The sequence below is a fragment of the Neoaquamicrobium microcysteis genome (genome assembly GCF_008180155.1).
GTDB lineage: Bacteria > Pseudomonadota > Alphaproteobacteria > Rhizobiales > Rhizobiaceae > Aerobium > Aerobium microcysteis.
Genome location: NZ_VSZS01000067.1, coordinates 103,154 through 127,118, shown reverse-complemented (window position 1 = coordinate 127,118; position 23,965 = coordinate 103,154). Strand labels below are relative to the sequence as shown.

Annotated in this window: 22 protein-coding genes; 16 read left to right on the top strand and 6 right to left on the bottom strand. The window is 64.7% G+C overall.

Going from position 1 to position 23,965, the window contains the following annotated elements; translation table 11 throughout:
• Positions 1 to 117 precede the first annotated feature (117 nt).
• Positions 118 to 1,200: an ABC transporter permease gene (locus FY036_RS19375; RefSeq protein ID WP_148916415.1), complete on the top strand. Its 1,083-nt coding sequence runs from the start codon at positions 118 to 120 to the stop codon at positions 1,198 to 1,200.
• Entirely contained in the window at positions 1,197 to 1,976 is a 780-nt protein-coding gene (locus FY036_RS19370) for an ATP-binding cassette domain-containing protein (protein WP_148916414.1), read from the top strand. Before FY036_RS19375 ends, FY036_RS19370 begins: the two co-directional genes overlap by 4 nt.
• Here FY036_RS19370 and FY036_RS19365 read toward each other — a convergent pair.
• Genes FY036_RS19365 through FY036_RS19350 form a run of 4 tightly spaced genes read right to left on the bottom strand, consistent with a single transcriptional unit; the run spans position 1,973 to position 7,091 of the window.
• Entirely contained in the window at positions 1,973 to 2,779 is an 807-nt protein-coding gene (locus FY036_RS19365) for an inositol monophosphatase family protein (RefSeq protein WP_148916413.1), read from the bottom strand. The two genes, FY036_RS19370 and FY036_RS19365, sit on opposite strands and share 4 nt — an antisense overlap.
• A 1-nt stretch (position 2,780) precedes the next feature.
• Complete coding sequence (locus FY036_RS19360; protein ID WP_148916412.1) at positions 2,781 to 3,836, bottom strand: ABC transporter ATP-binding protein; 1,056 nt, start codon at positions 3,834 to 3,836, stop codon at positions 2,781 to 2,783.
• An 8-nt stretch (positions 3,837 to 3,844) separates the two neighbouring features.
• A complete protein-coding gene (locus tag FY036_RS19355; RefSeq protein ID WP_235897720.1) occupies positions 3,845 to 6,049 on the bottom strand; it encodes an ABC transporter permease in 2,205 nt (734 codons plus the stop codon).
• Between the two features lie 10 nt (positions 6,050 to 6,059).
• Positions 6,060 to 7,091, bottom strand: coding sequence for an ABC transporter substrate-binding protein (locus FY036_RS19350; RefSeq protein ID WP_148916411.1), 1,032 nt, complete (start codon positions 7,089 to 7,091; stop codon positions 6,060 to 6,062).
• A 518-nt stretch (positions 7,092 to 7,609) separates the two neighbouring features.
• Here FY036_RS19350 and urtA point away from each other — a divergent pair.
• From urtA to urtE, 5 genes are all read left to right on the top strand, one after another.
• Positions 7,610 to 8,905: an urea ABC transporter substrate-binding protein gene (gene urtA / locus FY036_RS19345; RefSeq protein WP_148916410.1), complete on the top strand. Its 1,296-nt coding sequence runs from the start codon at positions 7,610 to 7,612 to the stop codon at positions 8,903 to 8,905.
• A 125-nt stretch (positions 8,906 to 9,030) separates the two neighbouring features.
• Entirely contained in the window at positions 9,031 to 10,623 is a 1,593-nt protein-coding gene (gene urtB / locus FY036_RS19340; RefSeq protein WP_148916409.1) for an urea ABC transporter permease subunit UrtB, read from the top strand.
• A complete protein-coding gene (gene urtC, locus FY036_RS19335) occupies positions 10,620 to 11,849 on the top strand; it encodes an urea ABC transporter permease subunit UrtC (protein WP_148916408.1) in 1,230 nt (409 codons plus the stop codon). Before urtB ends, urtC begins: the two co-directional genes overlap by 4 nt.
• A 4-nt stretch (positions 11,850 to 11,853) precedes the next feature.
• Entirely contained in the window at positions 11,854 to 12,600 is a 747-nt protein-coding gene (urtD, locus tag FY036_RS19330; protein WP_148916407.1) for an urea ABC transporter ATP-binding protein UrtD, read from the top strand.
• Positions 12,601 to 12,602: 2 nt separating this feature from the next.
• Positions 12,603 to 13,298, top strand: coding sequence for an urea ABC transporter ATP-binding subunit UrtE (gene urtE / locus FY036_RS19325; protein WP_148916406.1), 696 nt, complete (start codon positions 12,603 to 12,605; stop codon positions 13,296 to 13,298).
• 130 nt (positions 13,299 to 13,428) lie between these two features.
• Here the strand turns inward: urtE and FY036_RS19320 are convergent, their stop codons facing one another.
• Complete coding sequence (locus FY036_RS19320; protein WP_148916405.1) at positions 13,429 to 14,253, bottom strand: transporter substrate-binding domain-containing protein; 825 nt, start codon at positions 14,251 to 14,253, stop codon at positions 13,429 to 13,431.
• Between the two features lie 144 nt (positions 14,254 to 14,397).
• On the bottom strand, positions 14,398 to 15,321 hold the full coding sequence (locus tag FY036_RS19315) for a LysR family transcriptional regulator (protein WP_148916404.1): 924 nt from the start codon (positions 15,319 to 15,321) through the stop codon (positions 14,398 to 14,400).
• A 158-nt stretch (positions 15,322 to 15,479) separates the two neighbouring features.
• Between FY036_RS19315 and FY036_RS19310 the strand changes: the two genes are divergently transcribed.
• The 9 genes from FY036_RS19310 (at position 15,480) to FY036_RS19270 (ending at position 23,891) form a co-directional block, all read left to right on the top strand.
• Complete coding sequence (locus FY036_RS19310; protein ID WP_148916403.1) at positions 15,480 to 16,652, top strand: NAD(P)/FAD-dependent oxidoreductase; 1,173 nt, start codon at positions 15,480 to 15,482, stop codon at positions 16,650 to 16,652.
• The gene (locus tag FY036_RS19305; RefSeq protein WP_148916402.1) at positions 16,649 to 16,873 is read left to right on the top strand and encodes a 2Fe-2S iron-sulfur cluster-binding protein; all 225 of its coding nucleotides are present in this window, start codon (positions 16,649 to 16,651) and stop codon (positions 16,871 to 16,873) included. Before FY036_RS19310 ends, FY036_RS19305 begins: the two co-directional genes overlap by 4 nt.
• Positions 16,874 to 16,876: 3 nt before the next feature.
• Entirely contained in the window at positions 16,877 to 18,202 is a 1,326-nt protein-coding gene (locus tag FY036_RS19300; protein WP_148916401.1) for an FAD-dependent oxidoreductase, read from the top strand.
• A 7-nt stretch (positions 18,203 to 18,209) separates the two neighbouring features.
• The gene (locus tag FY036_RS19295) at positions 18,210 to 19,607 is read left to right on the top strand and encodes an aldehyde dehydrogenase family protein (RefSeq protein ID WP_148916400.1); all 1,398 of its coding nucleotides are present in this window, start codon (positions 18,210 to 18,212) and stop codon (positions 19,605 to 19,607) included.
• A 27-nt stretch (positions 19,608 to 19,634) separates the two neighbouring features.
• The gene (locus FY036_RS19290) at positions 19,635 to 20,345 is read left to right on the top strand and encodes a Rossmann-fold NAD(P)-binding domain-containing protein (RefSeq protein ID WP_161601171.1); all 711 of its coding nucleotides are present in this window, start codon (positions 19,635 to 19,637) and stop codon (positions 20,343 to 20,345) included.
• Positions 20,317 to 21,234, top strand: coding sequence for a 4-hydroxy-tetrahydrodipicolinate synthase (dapA, locus tag FY036_RS19285; protein WP_148916398.1), 918 nt, complete (start codon positions 20,317 to 20,319; stop codon positions 21,232 to 21,234). The genes FY036_RS19290 and dapA overlap by 29 nt, the downstream gene beginning before the upstream one ends.
• Positions 21,235 to 21,394: 160 nt before the next feature.
• Positions 21,395 to 22,057, top strand: coding sequence for an amino acid ABC transporter permease (locus tag FY036_RS19280; RefSeq protein ID WP_201744812.1), 663 nt, complete (start codon positions 21,395 to 21,397; stop codon positions 22,055 to 22,057).
• Between the two features lie 2 nt (positions 22,058 to 22,059).
• The gene (locus tag FY036_RS19275) at positions 22,060 to 22,833 is read left to right on the top strand and encodes an amino acid ABC transporter ATP-binding protein (protein ID WP_148916396.1); all 774 of its coding nucleotides are present in this window, start codon (positions 22,060 to 22,062) and stop codon (positions 22,831 to 22,833) included.
• Positions 22,833 to 23,891 (top strand): saccharopine dehydrogenase family protein, encoded by a 1,059-nt coding sequence (locus FY036_RS19270; RefSeq protein ID WP_148916395.1) that lies wholly within the window; start codon positions 22,833 to 22,835, stop codon positions 23,889 to 23,891. Before FY036_RS19275 ends, FY036_RS19270 begins: the two co-directional genes overlap by 1 nt.
• Positions 23,892 to 23,965: the final 74 nt, after the last annotated feature.

Below are 23,965 nucleotides of genomic sequence, written 5' to 3'. Positions count from 1 at the left end.
GTGGCGCGATCGGCGGACGTCACAGGGTGACATGAAGCCCTTTGAGCAACACCCTTTGACCGTGTCGTCGTTTGGGATCACTATCACCTTGCCGTTGGCTTTTCGGGAGGAAGCACAATGAGCGAAGCTGCTGGCACCAGGCCGAAGAAGCAGGACTTCGAAAATACCCTCGACATGAGCGACCGCACGGTGGCCGCCTTCGAGGGCAACGAGAAGAACGCCCTCGACCGTCTGCAACATTTCCTGCACGGCAACCCGACCATGGTGCCGGTGATCGTGCTCCTCGTCAGCGTCATCGCATTCGGCTTCGTGGCAGGCAGCAATTTCTTCAGCGCGTTCAATCTGTCGCTCATCATGCAGCAGGTCTCCATCATCGGTATTCTGGCGGCTGCGCAGAGCCTCGTCATCCTCACCGCCGGCATCGACCTGTCGGTCGGGGCGATCATGGTGCTGATGTCGGTGGTGACGGGAAACCTCGCCGTCAGCATGGGTGTGCCGGCGCCGCTGGCCGTGGGCGCGGGCATGGCGGGCGGAACGCTGGCGGGCATGATGAACGGCCTGCTCGTCACGCGCTTCAAGCTGCCGCCGTTCATCGTGACGCTGGGCACGTGGAACATCTTCTTCGCGCTGACGCTGTGGCTTTCGGGCGCACAGTCGATCCGCAGCCAGGACATCGACGCCACCGCCCCGCTGCTGAAATTCTTCGGCCAGAGCTTCCGCATCGGCGGCGCGCAGTTCACCTACGGCTCGATCCTGATGGTGCTGATCTTCGCCGTGCTCTGGTACATGCTCAACCGCACGGCATGGGGGCGGCACGTCTACGCAATCGGCGATGACAAGGAAGCGGCCGAGTTGTCGGGCATCCGCACCAACCGGACGCTGCTTTCCGTATACGCGCTGGCGGGGCTCGTCTGCGGCATCGCGGCATGGGCTTCCATCGGGCGCGTCGGCTCCGTCTCGCCGCAGAGCTTTCAGGAAGCGAACCTGCAATCCATCACCGCAGTGGTGATCGGCGGCATCTCGCTCTTCGGCGGGCGCGGTTCGATCATCGGGCCGCTGATCGGCGCGCTGATCGTCGGCGTGTTCAATTCCGGTCTAAGGCTCGCCGGCGTGGACGTGCTGTGGCAGGTCTTCGCCATCGGCTGGCTCACCATCATCGCGGTCGGCATCGACCAGTGGATCAGGAAGCTTTCGTCATGACCCAGCCCCTTCTCACCGCGCGCGGTCTGGTCAAGCGCTACGGCCGCGTCACCGCGCTAAACCAAGCCGATTTCGATCTATATCCCGGTGAAATCCTAGCCGTGATCGGCGACAACGGCGCGGGTAAATCCTCGCTCATCAAGGCGATCTCGGGAGCCATCCGCCCCGACGAAGGCGAAATCCGCCTCGATGGGCAGGTGGTGGATTTCCGATCGCCGATGGAGGCCCGGGAAGCGGGCATCGAGACGGTCTACCAGAACCTCGCGCTGTCGCCCGCGTTGTCGATCGCCGACAACATGTTCCTGGGCCGCGAAATCCGCAAACCAGGCTTCATGGGCCAGTATCTGAAACTGCTGGACAGGCAGGCGATGGAACGCATCGCGCGGGAGAAACTGTCCGAACTGGGCCTCATGACGATCCAGAACATCAGTCAGGCGGTGGAGACGCTGTCAGGCGGCCAGCGGCAGGGCGTGGCGGTGGCGCGGGCGGCGGCCTTCGGCTCCAAGCTCGTCATCATGGACGAGCCGACCGCCGCACTCGGCGTCAAGGAATCGCGGCGCGTGCTGGAACTCATCCTCGACGTGAAGTCGCGCGGCATGCCCATCGTGCTGATCTCACACAACATGCCGCACGTCTTCGAGGTGGCGGACCGCATCCACGTGCACCGGCTGGGCCGCAGGCTGTGCGTGATCGACCCCAAGCAGCACACCATGTCGGACGCGGTGGCCTTCATGACCGGCGCGAAGGCGCCGCCGCCCGAGGCGATGGCGGCTTAACCGGCCGATGCGAGCGCGCGGCTAGCGAGAACCTCGAACTCGTCGCGCGCGCCGGGCCCTGCCGCAAGTACGGGGCCGCCCTCCATGAGCAGGTCGCCGACCGGCATCGGGCCGATCCAGCCGCCCGCTTCGCGCACCATGAGCATTCCGGCCACGCAGTCCCATGCGTTCATGTGCGGCTCGTAGTAGGCGGCAAGCCGGCCCGCCGCGACATGCGCGAGCATGAGCGCGCCCGAGCCGTTGCGGATAAACATGCCGCCAAGCTGCATCAGCCCGTCGAGAAACTGCACGACCGTCTCGCGCGGGACGCGGAAGTTGGCGCCGAGCCCGGTGAGGCCGTTGCGCAGGGTTGTGTCCGCCGTGAGTTTCAGCGGCCTGCCGTCGAGCGTCGCGCCATGCCCCTTCATGCAGGAAAACAGCTCGTCGGTCGGCGGCGCATAGATTACGCCGGCTACAGCCTCGTCCCCATGGAGCAGGGACAGCGAAACGCACCACGCGGGAATGCCGAAGATGAAGGCGCTGGTGCCGTCGATGGGATCGACCACCCAGGTGAAGCCACTGGTGCCTTCCGTCAGGCCATATTCCTCGCCCAGGAAGCCGTCGTCTGGGAAGGCGTGCGAGACCGCGTCGCGCACCAGCGTCTCGACGTTCCTGTCGGCAATTGAGAACACGTCCTGCGGGTCCGCCTTGGTCTCGATGACAAGCTGGTCGCGGTCGGTGAAATAGGAAAGCGCCAATGCGCCGGCTTCGCGCGCGACGCGTTCGGCCAGTTCCTGCCTGGCCTTCGTTTCGGTGTCCTGCATGCTACTGCTTTCGTTCGTGTTCGACGATGGTGGGGGCGTCCGGCGCGATCTCGACTGCCACCCGATCCGCGACCTTGTGGGTGGGCGCGGTGGCCGGGGCGGAGACGAGCAGCGGGCCGAACGGTGTGCCGACGCGGTATTCTGTGCGCCCGCCAAGATAGGTCGCCGTCTCGATCGTGCCTTGCAACTGGCCCTCGCCGGCGCGAAGGGCGATGCGCTCCGGGCGGATCGAGAGGGTCGCCTTGCCGGGCGTCGCATCGCCGGCAAGTTGCATCGCCGCATCGTCGGCCCTGAAGATGGGGCCGCCCTGACCTGCCTCGACGGTGCCCTCGATGAGGTTGGCATCGCCGATGAAGTCAGCGACGAAGCGGGAGTTGGGCCGCTCGTAAAGGTCGGATGGCGTGCCGATCTGCGCGATGCGCCCGTTGGACATGACCACGATACGGTCGGACACGGCCAGCGCCTCCTCCTGATCGTGGGTGACGTATACGGCCGTCAGATTGAAGCGCCGCTGAAGGTCGCGGATTTCCTCGCGCACGCGGCGCCGCAGCTTTGCATCGACGTTTGAAAGCGGTTCGTCGAACAGAAGCACGTCCGGCTGCTGCACGATGGCGCGGGCCACCGCGACGCGCTGCTGCTGGCCGCCAGAAAGCTCCGACGGCAGGCGTTCTTCCAATCCCGAGAGGCCCAGCAGCGACAGGATTTCGCGGCCGCGCGCGACGGCCTCGGCCTTGTTTCCGCCGCGGATGACGGGGCCGTAGGCCACGTTGTCCATGACGCTCATATGTGGGAACAGCGCGTAGGACTGGAACACCATGCCGACGTTGCGCTCGGATGCCGGCTGTTTGGAGACGTCCTTGCCGGCGATCAGGACCTGTCCTGCCGTGGGCAGTTCGAGGCCGGCGACGAGGCGCAGCGTCGTCGTCTTGCCGCAGCCGGAGGGGCCGAGGAAGGTGACGAGCTCGCCGCGCCTGATCCCGAACGAGATGTCGTCGACCGCGGTGACAGCGCCGTAGCGCTTCTGCACTTTGGTGAACTCGATGGCGTTTTCGCTCATGGGTATTCCTATATGGCTGCGGCCGGTGCGGCCACGCCCTGAAGTTCGGTGCGGCGGCCAAGCTTGCGGCGGCCGATCACAAGGCTGATGAGCAGCACGCAGACGATCATGATAATCATCAGGACAGCCGAATAGGCGATGGCGAGCGGGTATTCGCCGTTCTCCACGCGGCCCATAATGTAGGCTGTGGCCATGTTGTGGCGCGCGCTGACCAGGAAGATGACCGCGCTGACCGCCGTCATCGCTGTGACGAAGGAGTAGATCATGGCAGTGAAGATTGCCGGCCGCACCAGCGGCAGAACAACCGTGCGCATGGATGCCATGCCGCGTGCGCCGAGGGTCTGCGAGGCTTCCTCGAGGCTGCGGTCTATCTGCGCAAGCGCTGCGATGCCGGCGCGCATGCCGACGGGCATGTTGCGGAAGACGAAGCAGATGATGAGGATCGCCGCCGTGCCGGTAATGTCGACCGGGGGCACGTTGAACGCGGCAACGTAGGAGACGCCGACGACCGTGCCGGGGATGGCGAAGGAGAGCATCGTGCCGAACTCGAAGGCGCGCTTGCCGAAAAACTCCTGCCGCGACACGAGATAGGCCGTCAGAATGCCAATGGCAGTCGTGAGCGGCGCCGCGATGGCGGCGACCCAAAGCGTCGTCTGCAGCGAGTTCCATGCCGAGCCGTATAGCCGAAGGCCGTCCATCCCGACCTCGAACGAGAACGCCGTCGACAGGTGACGGAAGGTCGGCGTCAGGTCCCATCTGCCGATATCGGTGACGAAGCCGCCGATTACGATGACCGCATAGACGCCGAGGGTAACGGCCACCCATGAGACGGCGGCGAGCGCGACCGGGATCGTCATCGCCTTGGGCAGCGGGGCGTAGAGGCCCGCGTCCGACTTGCCGGTGACGGTTACGTAGCTCTTGCGCCCGACCCAGCGCTGCTGAAGCCAGAATGCGCCAAGCGTCAGCGCGAGAAGGATCATCGCCAGCATGGCCGCGTTGCCGAGATCGTAGCGTGCGCCGACCACGGCGAAGAATATCTTGATCGACAGCACCTCGTAGCCGCCACCCAACACGATGGGATTGCCGAAATCGGCGAGGCTTTCGATGAAGGCCAGCAGGAACGCCGCCGCCAGCGCAGGCCGCAGCAGAGGCCATGTCACCGTGCGGAACGTTGCCAGAGGCCGTGCGCCGAGCGTTTTGGAGGCTTCTTCGAGCGTGGGGTTGATCGCCTCGACCGCGCCGAGCAGCACGAGGAAGGTGACCGGCGCGAACGACAGGACCTGTGCCAGCAGCACGCCGGGGAGGCCGTAAATCCAGCGCGACGGCACGATGCCGAACCAGTCGTACATCCAGCCGGTGACGAGGCCCGTACGGCCGAACAGCACGACGATGGCGACGCCCACCACGAAGGGCGGCGTGATGATCGGCAGGATGGAGACGGCGCGCAGCGTGTTCTTGAACGGGATGGAGGTGCGCGCGACCAGCAGCGCCAGCGCCAGCCCGAGCGCCGTGGAGATGACGCCCGCGAGGATGCCGAGAATGAGCGTGTTGACGACAACGCCACAGCGCGCGGACGAATAGAGGCAGGCCGTCCCCCAAAGGTCGCCGGCCATCAGGCGCTCGCCGAAGGCGGCGAAGGCCAGCGTGCCGTCGGGCCGAACCAGCGAGGCGGTTGCAAGCTTGAATATCGGGAAGAAGACGAATAGCGACAGCAGCGCCACCACGATGACGACACCGGCAGACGCGAAGCGGTCACCGCGGCAAAAACCGCGGGCGGCAAGCGCATCCGCAATCAGGCCGCAGAAGGCGAGCCCCGCCAGAAATCCGCCAAGGCCGATGCCCGTCTGCCCCAGCGAGGCGGCCGGCGCGAGCGCCGCGATCCAGTCCACGGAAGGGCCGCGCAGCCCCACGGCGAATGCTTGAAAGATCAGCAGGGCCAGGCCTGCGACAGCCAGAGGCAGGGTCGCGCCGTGGGCGCGCCACCGCTCACCAGCCACCCCGCGCATGGCGGCGAGCGCCAGCATGGCGGCGACGACAGGCAGGAGCCAGAGACGGCCGGCGAGGCCCTCTGCCAGCGCCGACCCAAGCATCGTCGTCCCGCCTTCGAGAGGAGGCGGGGCGATGCGATACCACGGCAACAGGACGACGGCCACGAGCCCCGCCAGCAGCCACAAGCCGCCGGCGCGCTCTATCGCCTCGCCCAGCCGTCTCAACGTGCCGGCCTTACTTGGGCAGCGAGCCTACCTCTGCATCCCACTTCGCCAGCAGGCGGCTGCGCTCCTCGGCCGAGCCGTACTTGGCGAAGTCGTAGTCGATGAGCTTCACCGACTCGAGATCAGGCGACTCTTCGGGCGTCGGAGCCGCCTTGTTGGAAGGCACCTGGAACGAGTTGGCCTGTGCGCCGAGCGCCTGCGCTTCTGGCGACAGAGCCCAGTCGTAGAAGATCTTCGCGTTGTCCGGGTTCGGCCCGCCTTCGATCAGGCTCATCGAGCCGACCTCGTATCCGGTGCCCTCGCAGGGAGCCACAACCGTAATCGGTGCTCCGGAGACGGCCTGCGTCACCGCGTCGTGCATGAAGACGATGCCAATGGCCGTCTCGCCGGTTGCTGCGGCGCGGACGGGAGCAGAGCCCGACTGTGTGTACTGGCTGACATTGAGGTGCAGCTTCTTCATATATTCGAAGGCCTCTTCCTCACCCATCAGCTGCACCAGCGTGGCGAGCATGGTGTAGGCGGTGCCCGACGAATTGGGGTTTGCCACCTGGACGTCGTCGCGGAAGCGCTCGTCGAGCAGATCGGCCCAGCAGCCCGGAGCTTCGCCGCCCTTCTGCGCGACCAGGTCTTTGTTATAGCCGTATCCGAGCGCGCCGGCATAGATGCCGACCGTGCGGTTGCCGGCGGTCTCGGCCTGCCGCACGGCCCAGTCCTGCAATTCCGAAAGGCGGGGGGATTCGTAGGCGGTGGTCAGGCCTTCCTCGGCCGCCTGGAGGTGCGGGTCGCCCGTGCCGCCCCACCACACGTCACCGCGCGGCTGGCCTTCCTCGGCCTTGACCTGAGCGTAGGTCTCGCCAGAAGAACGGCGCGTCATCAGGACGTTGATGCCGGTTTCGCGCTGGAATGCCTCTGACATGACGCGGCACCAGCTCTCGTCCACCGAGCAGTAGAGCACCAGTTCTCCCTGCTGGGCCGATGCCGGCGCGGCGCCAGCAAGACCCATCAGTGCAGTGGCTGCAAGCAATGCGGAATAGCGGATCATGGTCGTTCTCCCTGTCTTGATTATCGTTGTGAGCTATTGGGTGCGCATGACGCACTTATGACAAACCCCGCATCAAGGGGGGCGTCGCGCCAAGGCTGTTCGGAGCGGATTCCTCCCGCAAATCTCTCCCTCGCGTGCTGCCATCATCCTCCCGGCGGAACGCTTTGGCGAAAAACGGAACAGATGTGCCGTCAATTCTGCCGTTGGAATATTCATTCTGAAAGCCGGCTATCCGTCAAGTAAATTTACCGGAGATGACGTCGGGCGGCACCAGTTTGCCTGGATCGGGGCTTTGCGGAGAGAGCGGTGGCCTGCCATTCTGCGCAGGGATGTACAAGAATTATGCAAGTGCACACCAATGCACATATATCAGGCGATTAATCGTTCAGCACCAATGCAAGGTTTCAGTTGGCGGGGGCTTAAGATGCTGATTCTACGAGCATAGTTTCAAACGCCCCGATCTGGCACGCTTTCTGCTTTTTGTTGATGCGGTGCACAATATGAAAGGGGAAGGCGCCATGAATCACAGGTTCACACTCAAGAGCCGTCTGCTCGGAGCCGCTGCCATGGCCGCGCTGCTCGCCCAGGCGGTCACTGCGCATGCCCAGGACGACACGATCAAGGTTGGCGTGCTGCATTCGCTGTCGGGCACGATGGCGATTTCGGAGACGACCCTCAAGGACGTCATGCTCATGCTCGTCGACGAGCAGAACAAGAAGGGCGGCCTGCTCGGCAAGCAGCTCGAGGCAGTCGTCGTCGATATCGCTTCCGACTGGCCGCTGGCCGCCGAGAAGGCGCGTGAGCTGATTGAGGTCAACAATGTCGATGCCGTATTCGGCTGCTGGACCTCGGTCTGCCGCAAGTCCGTCCTGCCGGTGTTCGAGGAACTGAACTCGCTGCTGTTCTATCCCGTCCAGTATGAAGGCGAGGAAAGCCAGCGCAACGTCTTCTATACGGGCGCGTCGCCCAACCAGCAGGCCATCCCCGCCGTCGACTACCTGATGAACGAGGAAGGCGTGGAGCGCTGGGTGCTGGCCGGCACCGACTACGTCTATCCGCAGACCACCAACAAGATCCTCGAGGCCTATCTCAAGGACAAGGGCGTGGCCGCCGAAGACATCATGATCAACTACACGCCGTTCGGTCATTCCGACTGGCAGACGATCGTGTCGGACATCAAGAATTTCGGCTCTGCCGGCAAGAAGACCGCCGTGGTTTCCACCATCAACGGCGATGCCAACGTTCCCTTCTATCGCGAACTGGGCAACCAGGGCATCGCGGCCGAGGATATCCCTGTCGTGGCCTTCTCGGTCGGTGAGGAGGAACTTGCCGGTCTCGACACGACCCCACTCGTCGGCCACCTGTCGGCGTGGAACTACTTCATGTCGGTCGATACGCCGGAGAACGCTTCGTTCATCGAAACCTGGCACGCCTTCATCGGCGATGCCGAGCGCGTCACCAACGATCCGATGGAAGCGCATTATATCGGCTTCAACATGTGGGCCGCTGCCGTCGAGAAGGCCGGCTCCACCGACGCCGATGCGATCATCGACGCCATTGTGGGCGTCGAGGTGCCGAACCTGACCGGCGGTACGGCGGTCATGCTGCCAAACCACCACATCACCAAGCCGGTGCTGATCGGTGAAATCCAGGCCGACGGCCAGTACGACGTGGTGTGGGAGACGGAAGACCTCGTGCCGGGTGACGCATGGTCCGACTACCTGCCGGAATCGGCAGTGCTCGAGGCGGATTGGACCGCTCCGATCAACTGCGGCAACTACAACACCGAAACCAAGACCTGCGGCGGCTCCTGACCTCCACCGCTCGTCAATGCGAAGGCGGGGAGACCCGCCTTCGCCACTCGTTTCAAGCCAGCCGGTGGCCGATGTTTTCACTTTCCGACACCCCGCTCTGGCCTGCCGCGTTCCGCGCGGTCAGAATGTTTGTGCTTTCCCTTCTGGCGGCCCTGCTGCTGCTGGCGCCGGCCAGGGCGCAGTCCGTCGAGGACCTCGTGCGGCAACTTCCCGAGGGCAGCTTCTCGGACCGCGCAGCCGTCGTTTCCCAACTCGCCGCCACCGGCGATGCGCGGCTGGTCTCGCTGCTCGAAGCGCTGGCGGCCGGTGACCTGAACGTCGTCGAGGAAACGGGGGCAGTCGTCACGCTTTCAGGCCGGGGCGATCCGCTGGACGCCACCGACGCGCTCACCGGCGAGGGCGTCGGTGAAGTCGCCAAGGCGTCGGTCGAACGCATCCGCGTCAACAACAGCCTGCGCCGCGCAGTGCGGGCCGCGATCGGGCAACTCACGGTGATGAGCCCCAACCGCAACACGCGCCTTTCGGCCGCCGGTGCGATGTTCCAGGCGGCGGACCCCGAAAACATCCCGCTTCTCGATGAAGCCATCGCACAGGAAGACGACGACGGCGTGCGCCGCGCCATGGAGGAGGCCCGCGCAGCTTCCATGCTGCGCACAGAGGCGTCGGCGGACGACTTCGCCGCCGCCGTGGACGTCATCGCCGCGCGCGGCGGGCGCGCCTCGCTCGGCATACTCACCTCCGCGCTGCCTGCCGCTTCCGACGAAGCACGGCCGGCAATCGAGGCCGGTATCCGCGCGATCGAGAACAGGCTGGCGCTTCTGAACGTCGCACAGAACGTCTGGTACGGCATATCACTGGGCTCGGTGCTGCTGCTCGCCGCCATCGGCCTTGCCATCACCTTTGGTGTCATGGGCGTCATCAACATGGCGCATGGCGAGATGGTTATGATCGGCGCCTACACGACATTCGTGGTGCAGAACGTCATCCGCGTATCGTTTCCCGGCCTGTTCGACTGGTCGTTGGCCATTGCCTTGCCAGCCGCCTTTCTGGTCACGGGGCTTATCGGCATCGCGATCGAGCGCGGCATCATTCGCTGGCTCTATGGCCGCCCGCTCGAAACGCTGCTGGCGACATGGGGCCTTTCGCTCATCATCCAGCAGGCGGTGCGCTCGATCTTCGGCGCATCCAACCGCGAGGTCGGAAACCCTTCCTGGATGTCCGGCTCGTTCGACTTCTACGGCATCGCGATCACGTGGAACCGCTTCTGGATCGTGCTATTCGCGCTTGCGGTCTTCGCGATCCTGCTCGTCGTCATGAAGCGCACATCGCTCGGATTGCAGATGCGCGCGGTCACGCAGAACCGTCGCATGGCGTCATCCATGGGCATCCGCACGCCATGGGTCGATGCGTTGACCTTCGGGCTGGGCTCCGGCATCGCCGGGCTGGCAGGCGTAGCGCTGTCGCAGATCGACAACGTGTCGCCCAATCTCGGGCAGGGCTACATCATCGACAGCTTCATGGTCGTCGTCTTCGGCGGGGTCGGCAATCTCTGGGGCACGCTGGTGGGCGCCCTGACGCTGGGCGTGGTCAACAAGTTCCTCGAGCCTTATGCCGGCGCGGTGCTCGCGAAGATATTCGTGCTCGTCTTCATCATCCTGTTCATCCAGAAGCGCCCGCGCGGCCTGTTCGCGCTGAAGGGCAGGGCGGTGGAAGCATGATAACGCAACGCCTACTCAACGCGCTTGGTGGCAAGGTACTCTGGGTCGCCGCGATCCTGCTCGTCATTGCGGTGCTGGTGCCCGCCTCGAACCTGCTTTTGCCCGTTGGCCATCCGCTGCGCGTGCCCAACTACATGGTCGCGTTGCTGGGCAAATACCTGACCTACGCGATGCTGGCGCTCGCGCTCGACCTGGTGTGGGGCTATGTCGGCATCCTCTCGCTCGGGCACGGCGCGTTCTTCGCGCTCGGCGGCTACGCGATGGGCATGTACCTGATGCGCCAGATCGGCGATCGCGGGGTCTATGCAAACCCCAACCTTCCCGACTTCATGGTGTTCCTGAACTGGTCGGAGCTGCCGTGGTACTGGTGGGGGTTCGGCAATTTCTGGTTCGCCATGCTGATGGTGATGGTGGTGCCGGGCCTGCTCGCCTTCGTCTTCGGCTGGTTCGCCTTCCGCAGCAGAGTGACGGGCGTGTACCTGTCGATCATCACGCAGGCGATGACCTACGCGCTGATGCTGTCCTTCTTCCGCAACGACATGGGTTTCGGCGGCAATAACGGCCTGACCGATTTCAAGGACATTCTCGGTCACCCTGTACAGGCATCCGCCACCCGCGCGACGCTGTTTGCCGTCACCGCGATCGCGCTTGCCGCGGCGCTGCTGGTTTGCTCGGCCATCACGCGCTCCAAGCTCGGCAAGGTGATGGTGGCGGTACGTGACGCCGAAAGCCGGACGCGCTTCATCGGCTACCGGCCGGAATATGTGAAGCTCTTCGCCTTCGTCGTCTCGGCCATCACCGCGGGCATAGCCGGTGCGCTCTACGTGCCGCAGGTGGGCATCATCAATCCCGGCGAGTTCGCGCCGGCCAACTCGATCGAAGTGGTGGTGTGGACCGCCATCGGCGGGCGGGGCACGCTCTATGGGCCCATCATCGGCGCGGTGCTGGTCAACTACGCCAAGACCTGGTTCACGGGCGCGTATCCGGAACTATGGCTGTTTGCGCTGGGCGGCCTGTTCGTCGCGGTGACGCTTTTCCTGCCGAAGGGCATAGTGGGAACCGTCGGCGATTGGCGGACCCGCTGGCGCGATCGCAGGGCGATTTCGGCTGCGAAGATCGCGCCTTCCGGCACCGACGATTCTTCGGACCCGCCCAAGGTGGTGCGCGCCCGATCCGCCGATCCTGCTGCGCCGCTGGGCGCCAGCAAACCCCAGCCCGCGGAGTAGGACGATGCCGCGCACCGACACCATGCTCTATCTCGACGGCGTTTCGGTAGCCTTCGACGGGTTCAGGGCGATCAACAACCTCTCGCTCGTGCTCGACAAGGGCGAGATGCGCGCGATCATCGGTCCCAACGGCGCGGGCAAGACAACCATGATGGACATCATCACCGGCAAGACGCGGCCCGACACGGGCGAGGTATTCTTCGACGGCACCATCGATCTCACACGGCACGACGAAGCCGACATCGCCATGTTGGGCATCGGCCGCAAGTTCCAGAAGCCGACCGTGTTCGAGAGCCACACCGTCGAGGACAACCTGCTGCTGGCGCTCAAGGGGAAGCGGTCGATATTCCCGACACTGTTTCACCGCCGTTCGACCCTGGAAGAAGATCGCATCGGCGAAATCCTCGCCGTCATCAGGCTGGAGGAACGCCGCCACGATCTGGCGGAAAACCTTTCCCACGGGCAGAAGCAGTGGCTGGAGATCGGCATGCTGCTGGCGCAGGACCCCAAGCTGCTGTTGGTGGACGAGCCGGTGGCAGGCATGACGGACGCGGAGACGGCCGAGACCGCGCGCCTGCTGCGCGACATCGCGAAGACCCATTCGGTTATCGTGGTCGAGCACGACATGCATTTCGTGCGCGAGCTCGACGTCAAGGTGACGTGTCTGCACGAAGGCTCGGTGCTCTCCGAGGGCTCGCTGGATTTCGTCTCGGCCGATGAGCGTGTCGTCGAAGTCTATCTGGGCAGGTGAAGATGCTGACCGTTTCCGATGCCACCCTTCACTACGGAGCCGCACAGGCGCTGCGCGGCGTGTCGCTCGATGTCGAGAAGGGCAAGATCACCTGCGTGCTTGGACGCAACGGTGTCGGCAAGACGAGCCTCATGCGCGCCATCGTCGGCCATCATCACCTCAGCGGCGGCACGATTTCCTTCGAAGGGAAAACGCTCGACCGGAGCGCGGCGTACGATCGCGCCCGGTCGGGCATCGCATTCGTGCCGCAGGGACGCGAAATCTTCCCGCTGCTCACCGTGCGCGAGAACCTCGAAACCGGATACGCGCCGCTGAAGCGCGGTGAACGGACGATACCCGACCACGTTTTTTCGCTGTTTCCGGTTCTCAAGGAAATGCTGTCGCGCCGCGGCGGCGACCTTTCGGGCGGCCAGCAGCAGCAACTCGCCATTGGCAGAGGGCTGGTGACACGTCCGAAATTGCTGGTGCTGGACGAGCCGACGGAGGGCATCCAGCCGTCGATCATCAAGGATATCGGCCGGGCGATCACCTACCTTCGAGACACGTTCGGCCTGACCATACTGCTGGTGGAGCAGTATCTGGATTTCTGCCGAGAACTCGCCGACCACGTGGCGATCATGGATCGAGGGCAGGTTGTCTATGCTGGCGATCCCGCCGGTCTCGACGACCCCGAAATCCGCCGCCACCTCATGTTGTAGGTGGCCGGCCGTATGAGGGTCGGCAACCGCCGCTGAGAGGGCCAATGCGTATTGCGAGGCAGAGCGGCGGGGTGCGAGCAGGACCGCGCACAGGCGCGGTCCACTGTGAGGTCGGGTTTTTGTCAGACGGTCAGCCGCCGAAGCCGAAGCCTTCGGGCATGTCCTCGAGGGTGACGCCGAAGGGCTCGAGGCTGTTGACGATCCATGTCTGGTTGTTGCCGATGCGGCGGTTGTACTCTGCCCAGCCGGATACGAAGCTCTTGAAAACTTCGTCCGCGCTGTAGTTGATCGCAACGACCGACGGCGTGGAAAGTACCGGCGTCGGCACCATAACCTCACCCAGGTCGGGCGCACGCTTCGTCATCACGAGGCCGTTGAGCATGGTGTTGACGAGGCCGTCGGCCTTGCCGGTGGTGGCGGCGACGATCGCTTCGTCGCGGGTCTTGAACCGCAGTATGTTGGCCTTCGGGAGATATTGCTGCGTAATAAGATCCTGCGCGGACCCCATATCGACGGCGAAGGTGTATTGCGCGTCGTTGAGCTGGCTCCACGACTTGCCCTGCACATCCTCATTGGCGCTGACGATGATAAACGAGTTGAAGTAGGTCGGGTCGGAAAACGACACCGACAGGGCGCGGGCGGGCGTCGCGGTCACCGCGAAGGCCATGTCCACCTTGCCGCTCTGCACGTCGAGAATGGCGTTCTGCCAGCTCGATTCCACGACTTCGAGTTCGACGTTCAGCGTCGTGGCGATGTCCTTGGCCATGTCGATGACGAAGCCCTGCCACTCGTTGGTGCGCGGGTCCTTGTTGAAATAGGGCACTTCGTTGAGAATTCCGGGAATGCGAAGCACCCCGCGCTCCTTGATCTCGGCGATCGTGTCAGCCTGGGCGGCGCCCCCGAGAAGGCCAAGCGCCACGGTCGCGCCGGCAACGATATTCTTCCAAGTTCCCATTTTATAACCTCCGATGTTCCCCGGTGTTGTTGTTGGACGACCCGTCTTCTGGCCGCTGGAAGGCAAGCGTAACCCAGCCTGAAACCCGGACAATGCTAGAGAGAGACGGCCACTTACCTCTTTTTTTGTAGGTGGTGGCAGCTCTCAGCGCGGGTACGCGATGTCGGTGGAGGGCTCGTCGAGTTCAGTCCCGACCAGCTCCGCCAGGCATACGTCGTAGAGCATCCTGACGCCTTCGTTCTTGCGCAGGAAGTCAGCGTGGCCGAAATAGACCCTGACTTCCGGAAGGTTGGAGAGCGTCACGCTCGTCAGCCGCTCGTCGTCGTCCTCGATGCACCAGGAGGGCAGGATCGCGAAGCCCAGTCCTTCCTCCACGCAGCGCATGACCGACGAACTGCCCGATGTGGCGATGGCGGGCTGGACGGTGTTGCCGGCGCTGTTGAGAAAGTCGAATGCAAGATTTCGAAGCGTCTGCCCCGGCTCGTGCGTGATGAAGGGGCGTCCGGCCGCCCAGTGCGGTACGTCGGCAGGCTCTGGCGCACGCCCCCAATCGCTCGGATAGACGAGGCTGAGCCGGTAGGTTCCCAATAGCTTCTGCGGCACCACGGGGTCGCCGAAATACCGTTCCGATATGCAGACATCGAGGCTGCCGTTCTTGACGAGCTCGGCCAGCACCGTGTCGCGCTCGTACACGGTTATCTCCATGTCGGGATTGTCCTGCCTGAAGCGCTTCAGCACCTTGGGCAGCAGATGGAAGAAGATGGCCTGCGGCATGCCGATGCGCAGGGCGGTGCGCTGGTTCTCTATCAGCTTCGTCAGGCGTTCCAGCATCACGTCGAGTTCGGGATGCAGCAGATTGTAGAGCGCGCGGCCGCGCGGCGTCAGCGAAATGCGCTTCGCGCCCTGCTCGGATTCGATCAGCCGCTCGCGCAGGATCTGCTCCAGCCGTCGCACGTGGTTGGCCGCCGACTGGTAGCTGAGATTGAGTTCGCGCGCCGCGCCTGAGAACGAGCCGTGGGACGCGACTTCATAGAAGGTCTGGATAAGCGTGAGGCTGATCTTGGCCATGATGGTCAAGCGTTACCATGCCCGCCGCCGCCGCGCGATCACCTGGCCGCCGCATCGCCATACAAAAAATATGAGTAGCCAAGTTTGGGTTCTTGCATCGACTTGCAAGCCGGCGATTTCAACAATGTTGCCATCAAACGTATCGGGGTTCCCCTGCGATGGCAGTGACACGAAAACTCAGGGCGGCCATTGTCGGCGCCGGCATCGTCGGTGCCGCGTCCGCCTATTTCCTGTCGCGCGCCGGCTTTGCGGTGCAGATGCTGGACGCTGCCGCCCCGGCGTCGGGCGCGACCGGTTCCGCCGACGGCGCGGTCTCCGTCGCCAGCAAACGGCCGGGTCCGATGATGGAGGCGGCGATACGGGGCGTGGAAACCTATCGCGACCTTCACGGCGCGGGCATCTTCGAGGGCGTTTTCAAGGAGCGCAGCACCTTCATGCTGGCGCAGGACGCCGCGGAGGATGCCGTGCTCGAAGCCCACGCCGTGGCGCTCTCGGGCAACGGTGTCGAGCTCCGGCTTCACCGCGAGGACGCGTTGCACAGGACGGTTCAAAACCTCTCCAGGGCTATCCGCTCGGCTATCGAGGTGCGCGGCGAGGGGCACGCCATAGGCTACGAGGTCACGAGCCGGCTGATCGCCGCGTCTGGCGCAACCGTAGCGCGAGGCTGCCGTGTAAACGGGTTTCGAACGGCTAGCCGGTCGGGCTCGCTCGACGCATTGGAGACGTCCGCAGGGACGATCGAGGCGGATTTGGTGGTGCTTGCCGCGGGCGGCGGCAGCGCATCGCTGCTGGGGCTGGCATCCGCTCTGCGACCGCGCAAGGGCCAGCTTCTCGTCACGGAACGTGCGCCGGCCTTGAATGCGGGCATCCGGGGCTCGCTGATGTCGTGCCGCTATCTCATGAGCAAGGATTCGACCGAGACGCGTATGACAGGCAGCGGCCGCCGCTTCGGGTTGGTCGTCGATCCGCTGCGTACAGGGCAATTCCTGATAGGGGGTACTCGCGAGGAAACGGCAGAGCGCGGCACCGACGCGGATGCCGTCAGGCGGCTGTTGGTAGAGGCCGTCGCGCTGGTGCCGCGACTGCGCGAGGTCCGGCTTCTGAGAACATTTGCCGGCGTGCGTACGGCGACGGCCGACGGTCGTCCACTTATCGGGCGGGTGCGGGGCTTCGACAATGTGCTGGTTGCCACCGGTTTCGAAGGCGACGGCATCTGCCTTGGGCCGTTGACCGGCAAGATCGTCAGCCAGCTTGCCCGCGGCGAGCCGACGGCGATCGATCTGTCGCCCTTCGACCCGGCGCGCTTTGCGACGCAAGAGCAGGCCGCATGAGAGAGGCGCGCTTCAGGTGGAACGGTGCGGACATCCCTTTCCGGGAAGGGGAAACGCTGGCCGCCGCGATCCTGCGCGCCGGGCCGAGCGACGCGGGGCTTGGATATTTCTGCGGCATCGGCGCGTGCCAGTCCTGCGTCGTGTGGTGCGACGGTCGTCGCGTCGAAGCCTGCGTCACGCCGGCGCGAACCGGCGCATCCGTGAGCGGGTCGGAGGATTAGGCGATGCGCGATCCCGATGTCCTTGTGGTCGGCGCCGGCCCGGCCGGCATATCGGCCGCGGCGGAGCTTGCCGCGGCCGGACTGTCCGTTCTGTGGATAGATCAGCGCGACCGTCCCGGCGGCGCGATCCACCGGCAGCCATCGGCCGCTTCGACCGCGATCGCCTTTGGGCCAGCCTCGGTCCGCAATCAGTGGCGCCGCTTGCATGCGCGGTTTCAGGGGACAGGGGTTTCGCTCACCGGGGAAACGGGTTTCGCCGGCATCGACAGCGACGGCGTCGCCATTCTGGAGCAGCGCCACAGCGGGACCACGACATGTGTGCGCGCAAAGGCCATCATCCTCGCCGTGGGGGCGGTCGAGCGCGTGCTTCCCCGGCCCGGTTGGCACCTGCCGGGCGTCTGCACCGCCGGCGGCATGCAGGTGATGCTGAAGGAAACCGGAAGCCCCCCGCGCGGCAGGGTGCTTGTCGCGGGGAATGGCCCGCTTACCCTAGCGCTTGCGACCCAACTGGCCGCTGCGGGCAATCCACCGGTCGCGGTGCTCGAGGCGAGCGATCCTTTCCGCAGACCCTCACATGCACTCGCCCTCATGCGCAGCCCGCGCCTCGTCGGAGAGGCCTTGCACTATTCCACAAGGGTCGCCTTTGCCCGTATCCCGTGGAAGCGGGGCCGCCGCGTCGTGGCGATCGAGAGCCACGGAGGTGCGCTGCGCGTCCGTTCGGTGGCGAAAAACGGCTATGTCGAAACCTTCGATGTCGAGCACATCGCATTGCATGACGGCATTCGCCCCAACACGTTCGGCTTGCCGGAGGGGGAAGCGCGGCCCTTCATCATTCGCGCCGGCGATTGCCGTGAAGCGTTGGGTGCGGTTGCGGCCGAGGTCGACGGCAAGCAGGCGGCCCGGCGTGTTATCGCGCGGCTGCGCGGAGAGCCGGCCCCGAAGCCGCACCCCATGTTGAATGCCGAACGGCGTGCGCAGGACACGTTGGCTTCGCTTTTTCGGCCCCATGGCGACGCAGTGCCCGCCGATCTTCCCGACGACACCATCCTGTGCCGTTGTGAAGGAAGGACGGTCGGAGATTTGCGCACGCTGCTCGCAGCCCATCCCGGCATTTCCCCACGCGAAGTCAAGCTCAATGGCCGTTTCGCGATGGGCCTCTGCCAGGGGCGGTTTTGCGCCGACAACGTTGCCGCGCTCCTCGAACACGGCGGTGAAACCGGGCCGGTCTCCGCCGACGCGCTCACCGGCACGCGATGGCCAATCAGGCCTATCGCCATCGCTTCGCTCATCCGCGATGCGGACGATCCCAACTCCAGCACTCCACAATGAGGATGCCATGAAGACCGCACCCATCCGCCGTCACGACCCCTTCGCAGCGATCGAAGTCCTGAACCCCTACGACCAGAGCGTGGTCGGCGAGGTCGCGCCTGCCGACGCGGGCGAGATCGCGGCTGCGGTTGCGCGGGCTCGAAAGGCGCAGGCCGCGTTTCGTCATTCGCAGCCATACGAACGCCGCGCGTTGCTCGACGCGTTGGCGGCGCGCATTGCCGCCAACGCGGAAGAGCTGGCGCAGCTTCTGGCCAGCGAAGTGGGCAAGACGATTGCCGAAGCGCGCAACGAGGTGCGGCGGTCGCAGAACACGCTGAGGCTTTCGGGCGACGCGGCCACCTTCCTGGACGGCGAGGTTCTTCACTGCGGCATCGTCTCGGGAGGCGTGGATCGCCTAGCGACCATCACCTATGAACCGGTCGGCGTGGTTGGCGCGATCACACCGTTCAACTATCCGCTGAACCTGCTCTGCCACAAGCTCGGACCGGCGATAGCGGCGGGCAACGCGATGATCGCGAAGCCTTCGCCGAAGGCCCCTCTGACGGCGGGACGCCTGGGAGACCTCGCGCAGGAGGCGGGCTTTCCCGTCGGGCTCTTCCAGATCGTGCACGGCGGTTCGGAAGCGGCCGTGGCGCTTGCCCGTTCTCCAATCGACCTGCTGAGCTTTACGGGTGGGCCGGCCGCCGGGCTTGCGCTGAAGAATGCAAGCGGCCTTGTCCGCTGCCTGATGGAACTGGGCGGCAACGACCCACTCTTCGTCATGCCCGATGCCGATCTCGACAAGGCGGTGGCAACGGCCATCGGACACCGCTTCGAGATTGCGGGGCAGTCCTGCGCGGCGGTGAAAAAGCTCTATCTGCATCAAGACATCAGGGCCCGCTTCATCGAGCGGCTCGTGCCGGCGGTCCAGGCGGTCCGCTTCGGCGATCCGCTGGATGAGGCGACCGCTATGGGTCCCGTCATCGACGAGGCCGCCGCCGAAACCGTCGCCGCACGCATCGCATCCACAGTAAATCAGGGTGCGCGGCTGTTGACGGGCGGCACCCGCACGAGGACCATGATTGCGCCGACCGTCCTCGACGATGTCGAGCCGGATCATCCGGTCGTGGCCGATGAAACCTTTGGCCCGGTCATCGCAATCCGCAGCTTCAACGACACTGAAGCCGCCATCGCCGAAGTCAACGCGTCCGCCTTCGGGCTTCAGGCCGGCATCTTCACCAACGATCATGCCGTCATCCGCCGCTTCTCGCGCGAGTTGCAGGTCGGCGGCGTCATGGTCAATGAAGGTCCGGATTTCCGCGCAGAACACGTCCCCTTCGGCGGCATCAAGTCCAGCGGCCTCGGGCGTGAAGGCGTCCGCATCGCCCTGCGGGAAATGTCGGAGCCGAAAGTGGTCATCGACTGAGGGGGCGGGCCGTTGCGGATAGGCGTGGTGGGTGCTGCGGGCCGTGTCGGTTCGCGATTGGTGGAGACGATCCTGTCGTCGCCGGGTCTCGAGTTGGCTTCCTGCATCGTACCGGCCCGGTCCCGCCAAGTGGGGCAGCCGGTTTCGAGCGGCGGTATCGCGTATCGCGCCGCAGATGCCGCGATCAATGCACGCTGCGACGTGATGATCGACTTCTCCACGCCCGAGTCCACCATGGCGCTCCAGGCCCTGTCCGGCGCCAAGCCGATACCGTTCGTCATCGGTACGACCGGGCTCACCGAGCGGCAGGTCAGGATGTTGCGCGTCCACGCGCGCCATCGGCCGATGGTGATGAGCGACAACTTCGCCGCCGGATCGCATTGCGTCGAGGCTATCGCGTCCATGCTGTCCCGCTCGCTGCCCGGCGCCATGTCGAAGAAGGTAGAGCACCGCCGCCTGCGTCGCGACGGCATCCTCGAACCGCCGGCCTTGTCGATCCCGGCAGATCGGCGCACGACCGACATCACCGAGTTTCACTACGACGCGGGCGGCGTCGAGGTGACGCTGATCCACCGGGTCAACACGCTCGCCGCCTATGCGGACGGCGCTCTCGCGGCAGCGCGCTGGCTCGTGGAGACGAACCCCGCGCCGGGGCTTTACACCCTCGCTGAGGCTTTCCTCATTCATCCAACACCGGGAACGACAAACCATGACACCTTCTCCGGCCGACCGCTTTAGCGGCGTCTTCACCGCGCTCGTCACGCCGTTTCGTGACGGTGGCATCGACTTCGATGCGTTCGATGCGCTTGTCGAGCGTCAGCTTGCCGCGGGCGTAAACGGCCTAGTGCCAGTGGGTACCACTGGGGAGGCGGCGACGCTCAGCGAAGACGAGGCCGACGAGCTCATCCGACGCACGGTCCAGCTGGCACGGGGCCGTGCAATGGTCGTCGCCGGCGCCGGCTCGAACAGCACGGCCGCCGCGGTCGCCAAGGTCGAGCGCGCGCAGGCCGCGGGTGCCGATGGCCTTCTCGTCGTAACGCCGTACTATAACAAGCCAACCCAAAGGGGGCTGGTCGGCCACTACGAGAGCGTCTGCGCGGCTACCGACCTTCCGGTCATGCTGTATAGCGTGCCGGGACGTTGCGGCATCGAGATCGCGGTTTCGACTTGCGCCATCCTGCGCGAGAAATGCCCGAACGTCGTCGCCATCAAGGAAGCGGGTGGGTCGGTGGCGCGCGTCACGCAGATCCGACGCGCATGCGGCGCCGATTTTCCGATTCACAGCGGCGACGACGGGCTTACCCTTCCGTTCATGGCATCAGGCGCGGTGGGTGTTACCAGCGTCGTGTCGAATGTCGCGCCCGCGGAGATGGTCGCGATGGTTGCGGCATGGCAGCGCGGCGACTGGGCGATGGCGCTTGCCCTGCACGATGAGCTGTCGGAGCTGTTCGACGCGCTGTTCATCGAAGCGAACCCCGGACCGGCGAAGGCCGCGCTGGAATTGGCCGGCCTCGCGTCGGCGCAGCTGCGGGCACCGATGGCGCCGATGGAAACGACCAGTCTGGACCACCTGTCGGGCGTGCTGTCGCGGTTCCGTGCAAACCCGCTCTTCCAAGAAATCCGATAAGCCGGCGGGCAAGCCTGATATTGTTGCTGGCCTGCCGTGAACCGAAGATGAGATCAAGCAAAAGACACGCTTCGCCACCAGCGCCGAAGCGGCAAAGGCAAAAGGGGATCACGACAATGCAGCAGCGCCAAAACGCTCGCATACCGGAGGGAGACACCTGATGTACAGATGGAACTTCGATGCCGTCTGGCAGTATTGGGACCTTTTCATGTGGGGTCTCGGCCTCACCGTCGTCTACACCTTCGGCTCGATCCTTTTCGGCATCCTCATCGGTCTGCTCACCTGCGGCGCGCGCTTGTCTAGCTGGAAGATCCTCAATCTCATCGCACGGACCTATCAGGAGATATTTCGCTGCACGCCGCTGCTGGTGCAGTTGCTGTGGTTCTATTACGCGTTTCCGCTGCTGGTCGGCATCACCATCGACAACCGCGTGGCCGCGATGCTGACGCTGTCTCTCTACGTCGGCGCGTTCTACGCCGAGATTTTTCGGGGCGGCATCCTGTCGATCGACAAGGGGCAGCGGGAAGCGGCCGCGGCCATAGGCATGAGCCCGGCGCAGGCGGCAACGCGCATCATCATGCCTCAGGCGTTCAAGCGCATGCTGCCGTCCTTCATCAACCAGTCGGTGATCCAGTTCAAGAACACCTCGCTGGTATCTGTGATCTCGGTTGCCGACCTTGCCTACATGGCCGCGGTGGTGAACGGGCAGACCTACAGGCCGCTGGAATCCTATACGGTGATGGCAGCGCTCTACATCGTCGTGCTCTTCCCCCTCACGCAGGCCGCAGACTGGCTGGAGCGCCGACTGAGAGCGAGTGACTGACCATGAGCGATACATCAATCGACAGAGACCCGGTCATCCAGGCTATCGGACTGCGCAAATCCTACGGCACGCTGGAAGTGCTCAAGGGTATGAACCTGACGCTGGCGCGCGGTGAGGTCGTGGCGCTTATCGGCCCCTCCGGTTCCGGCAAATCGACGCTGATCCGCTGTCTCAACATGATGGAGCAGCCGACCGCCGGCACCATCCGCTTCCGGGGCAAGGAGATCGGCCGCAAGTTCCGCGACGCGGGCGACAAGATCGGCATCGGAACCCTTCGCAGGAATGTCGGCATGGTTTTCCAGCACTTCAATCTGTTCCCGCACAAGACCGTTCTGGAGAATGTGACCGAAGGCCCGATCGTGGTGTGCAAGACCCCGCGGGCGGAAGCCGAGGAACAGGCGAAGGAACTGCTGGCGCAGGTCGGCCTCCAGGACAAGCACGGCGCGTTTCCAAACCATCTTTCGGGCGGCCAGAAGCAGCGCGTTGCGATAGCGAGGGCTCTCGCGATGAAACCTGAAGTGCTTCTGCTGGACGAAGTAACAAGTGCGCTCGATCCGGAGCTCGTGGGCGAAGTGCTTACCGTCATCCGCCGGCTGGCGCAGGACGGCATGACCATGGCTATCGTGACGCACGAGATGGCCTTTGCCGCCGACGTGTCCGACCGCGTCATGTTTCTGGATCAGGGGTCGATTGCCGCCCAAGGCTCGGCGGAGGAGATCATCCGCAATCCCGACAATGAGCGACTCGCCAGCTTCGTGTCACGGTTCAACCACTGATGGCGGGGAGCAGGCTGCAGGTCGCCATCGTCGGCGCGGGCAATGTCGGGATCGCGCTGGCACGGATGCTTGTTGCGACAGGGGAATATCAGGTCCGTGTCGGCGACTGCACCGACGAGGCTTGTGCGCAAGCCATCTCGCTGGGCATCGAGGCGCGGCAGGTGGATGCAAGCAGCGCCACGCAATTGCACGCCTTCCTTGGCAGCGCGGATGTGGCCGTCGCGGCGGTGCCGGACAGGCTCGTGTCCCGCATCATGAACGTGGCATCGCAAGCAGGCGCCCACCATCTAGACTTCTCGATGCCCTCTGAAACACCCGCGAACGCCGACGGCGCGCTAAAACTGTCAGGTTGCGGAGTGTCGCCTGGGCTGGCCGATCTAATGATCGCAAGACTTTCCGCGCAGGCAGACGGGCCGATCGACGTGGAGCTGGCTGTTGGCGCCATACCGGCCCGGCGCACCAACCGGCTGGGCTATTCGCTCATATGGAACCTCGACGGTCTCTATGCGGAATACACTTCGCCCTGTGAAGCGATCGAGAATTTCGAGCTCGTCGAGATACCACCTCTCTCGCGGCCTTTGACCATTCGCCTCGGGCAAACCGACTACGAAGCATTCAGCACGGCGGGCGTGGTGGGGTCGATCGGGAATTTCGCCGGCACCAACATACGCAACCTCACATGCCGCACGATCCGCTATCCCGGCCATCTCGACTACATGCAGCTTCTGCTCGACGATTTCGGGCTTCGACACCGCAGAGACCTGTTGCGCACGATCCTTCAGAACGGTCTCGACAAGGCGGAGGGCGACATCGTCCTGCTCCACGCCCGCTCGCGCCGCGTAGACGGGGAAGCCGATCCCCGGACGATCACGATCAGGATTGAGGACGCGCCGGGGCTTGGCAACGCGCTTGCCGCAGGCAGCGCCGCGCATGCCGCCTACCTCATCGACAACATCTCAGCGGGAAGCCGGAGGCTTTCGCAAGATGATCCCGACACTTTCGCCGGGCTGGTCCAGAGCCGCTTTGCGCGGGGCATCATGAGCATCGAAGAGCTGTAGACTGCGGGGCGAAAAGACGCATCCGGGCTCGCGGACGCGGCGAAACTGCTATTAACGGCGGTACCGTGATTCTG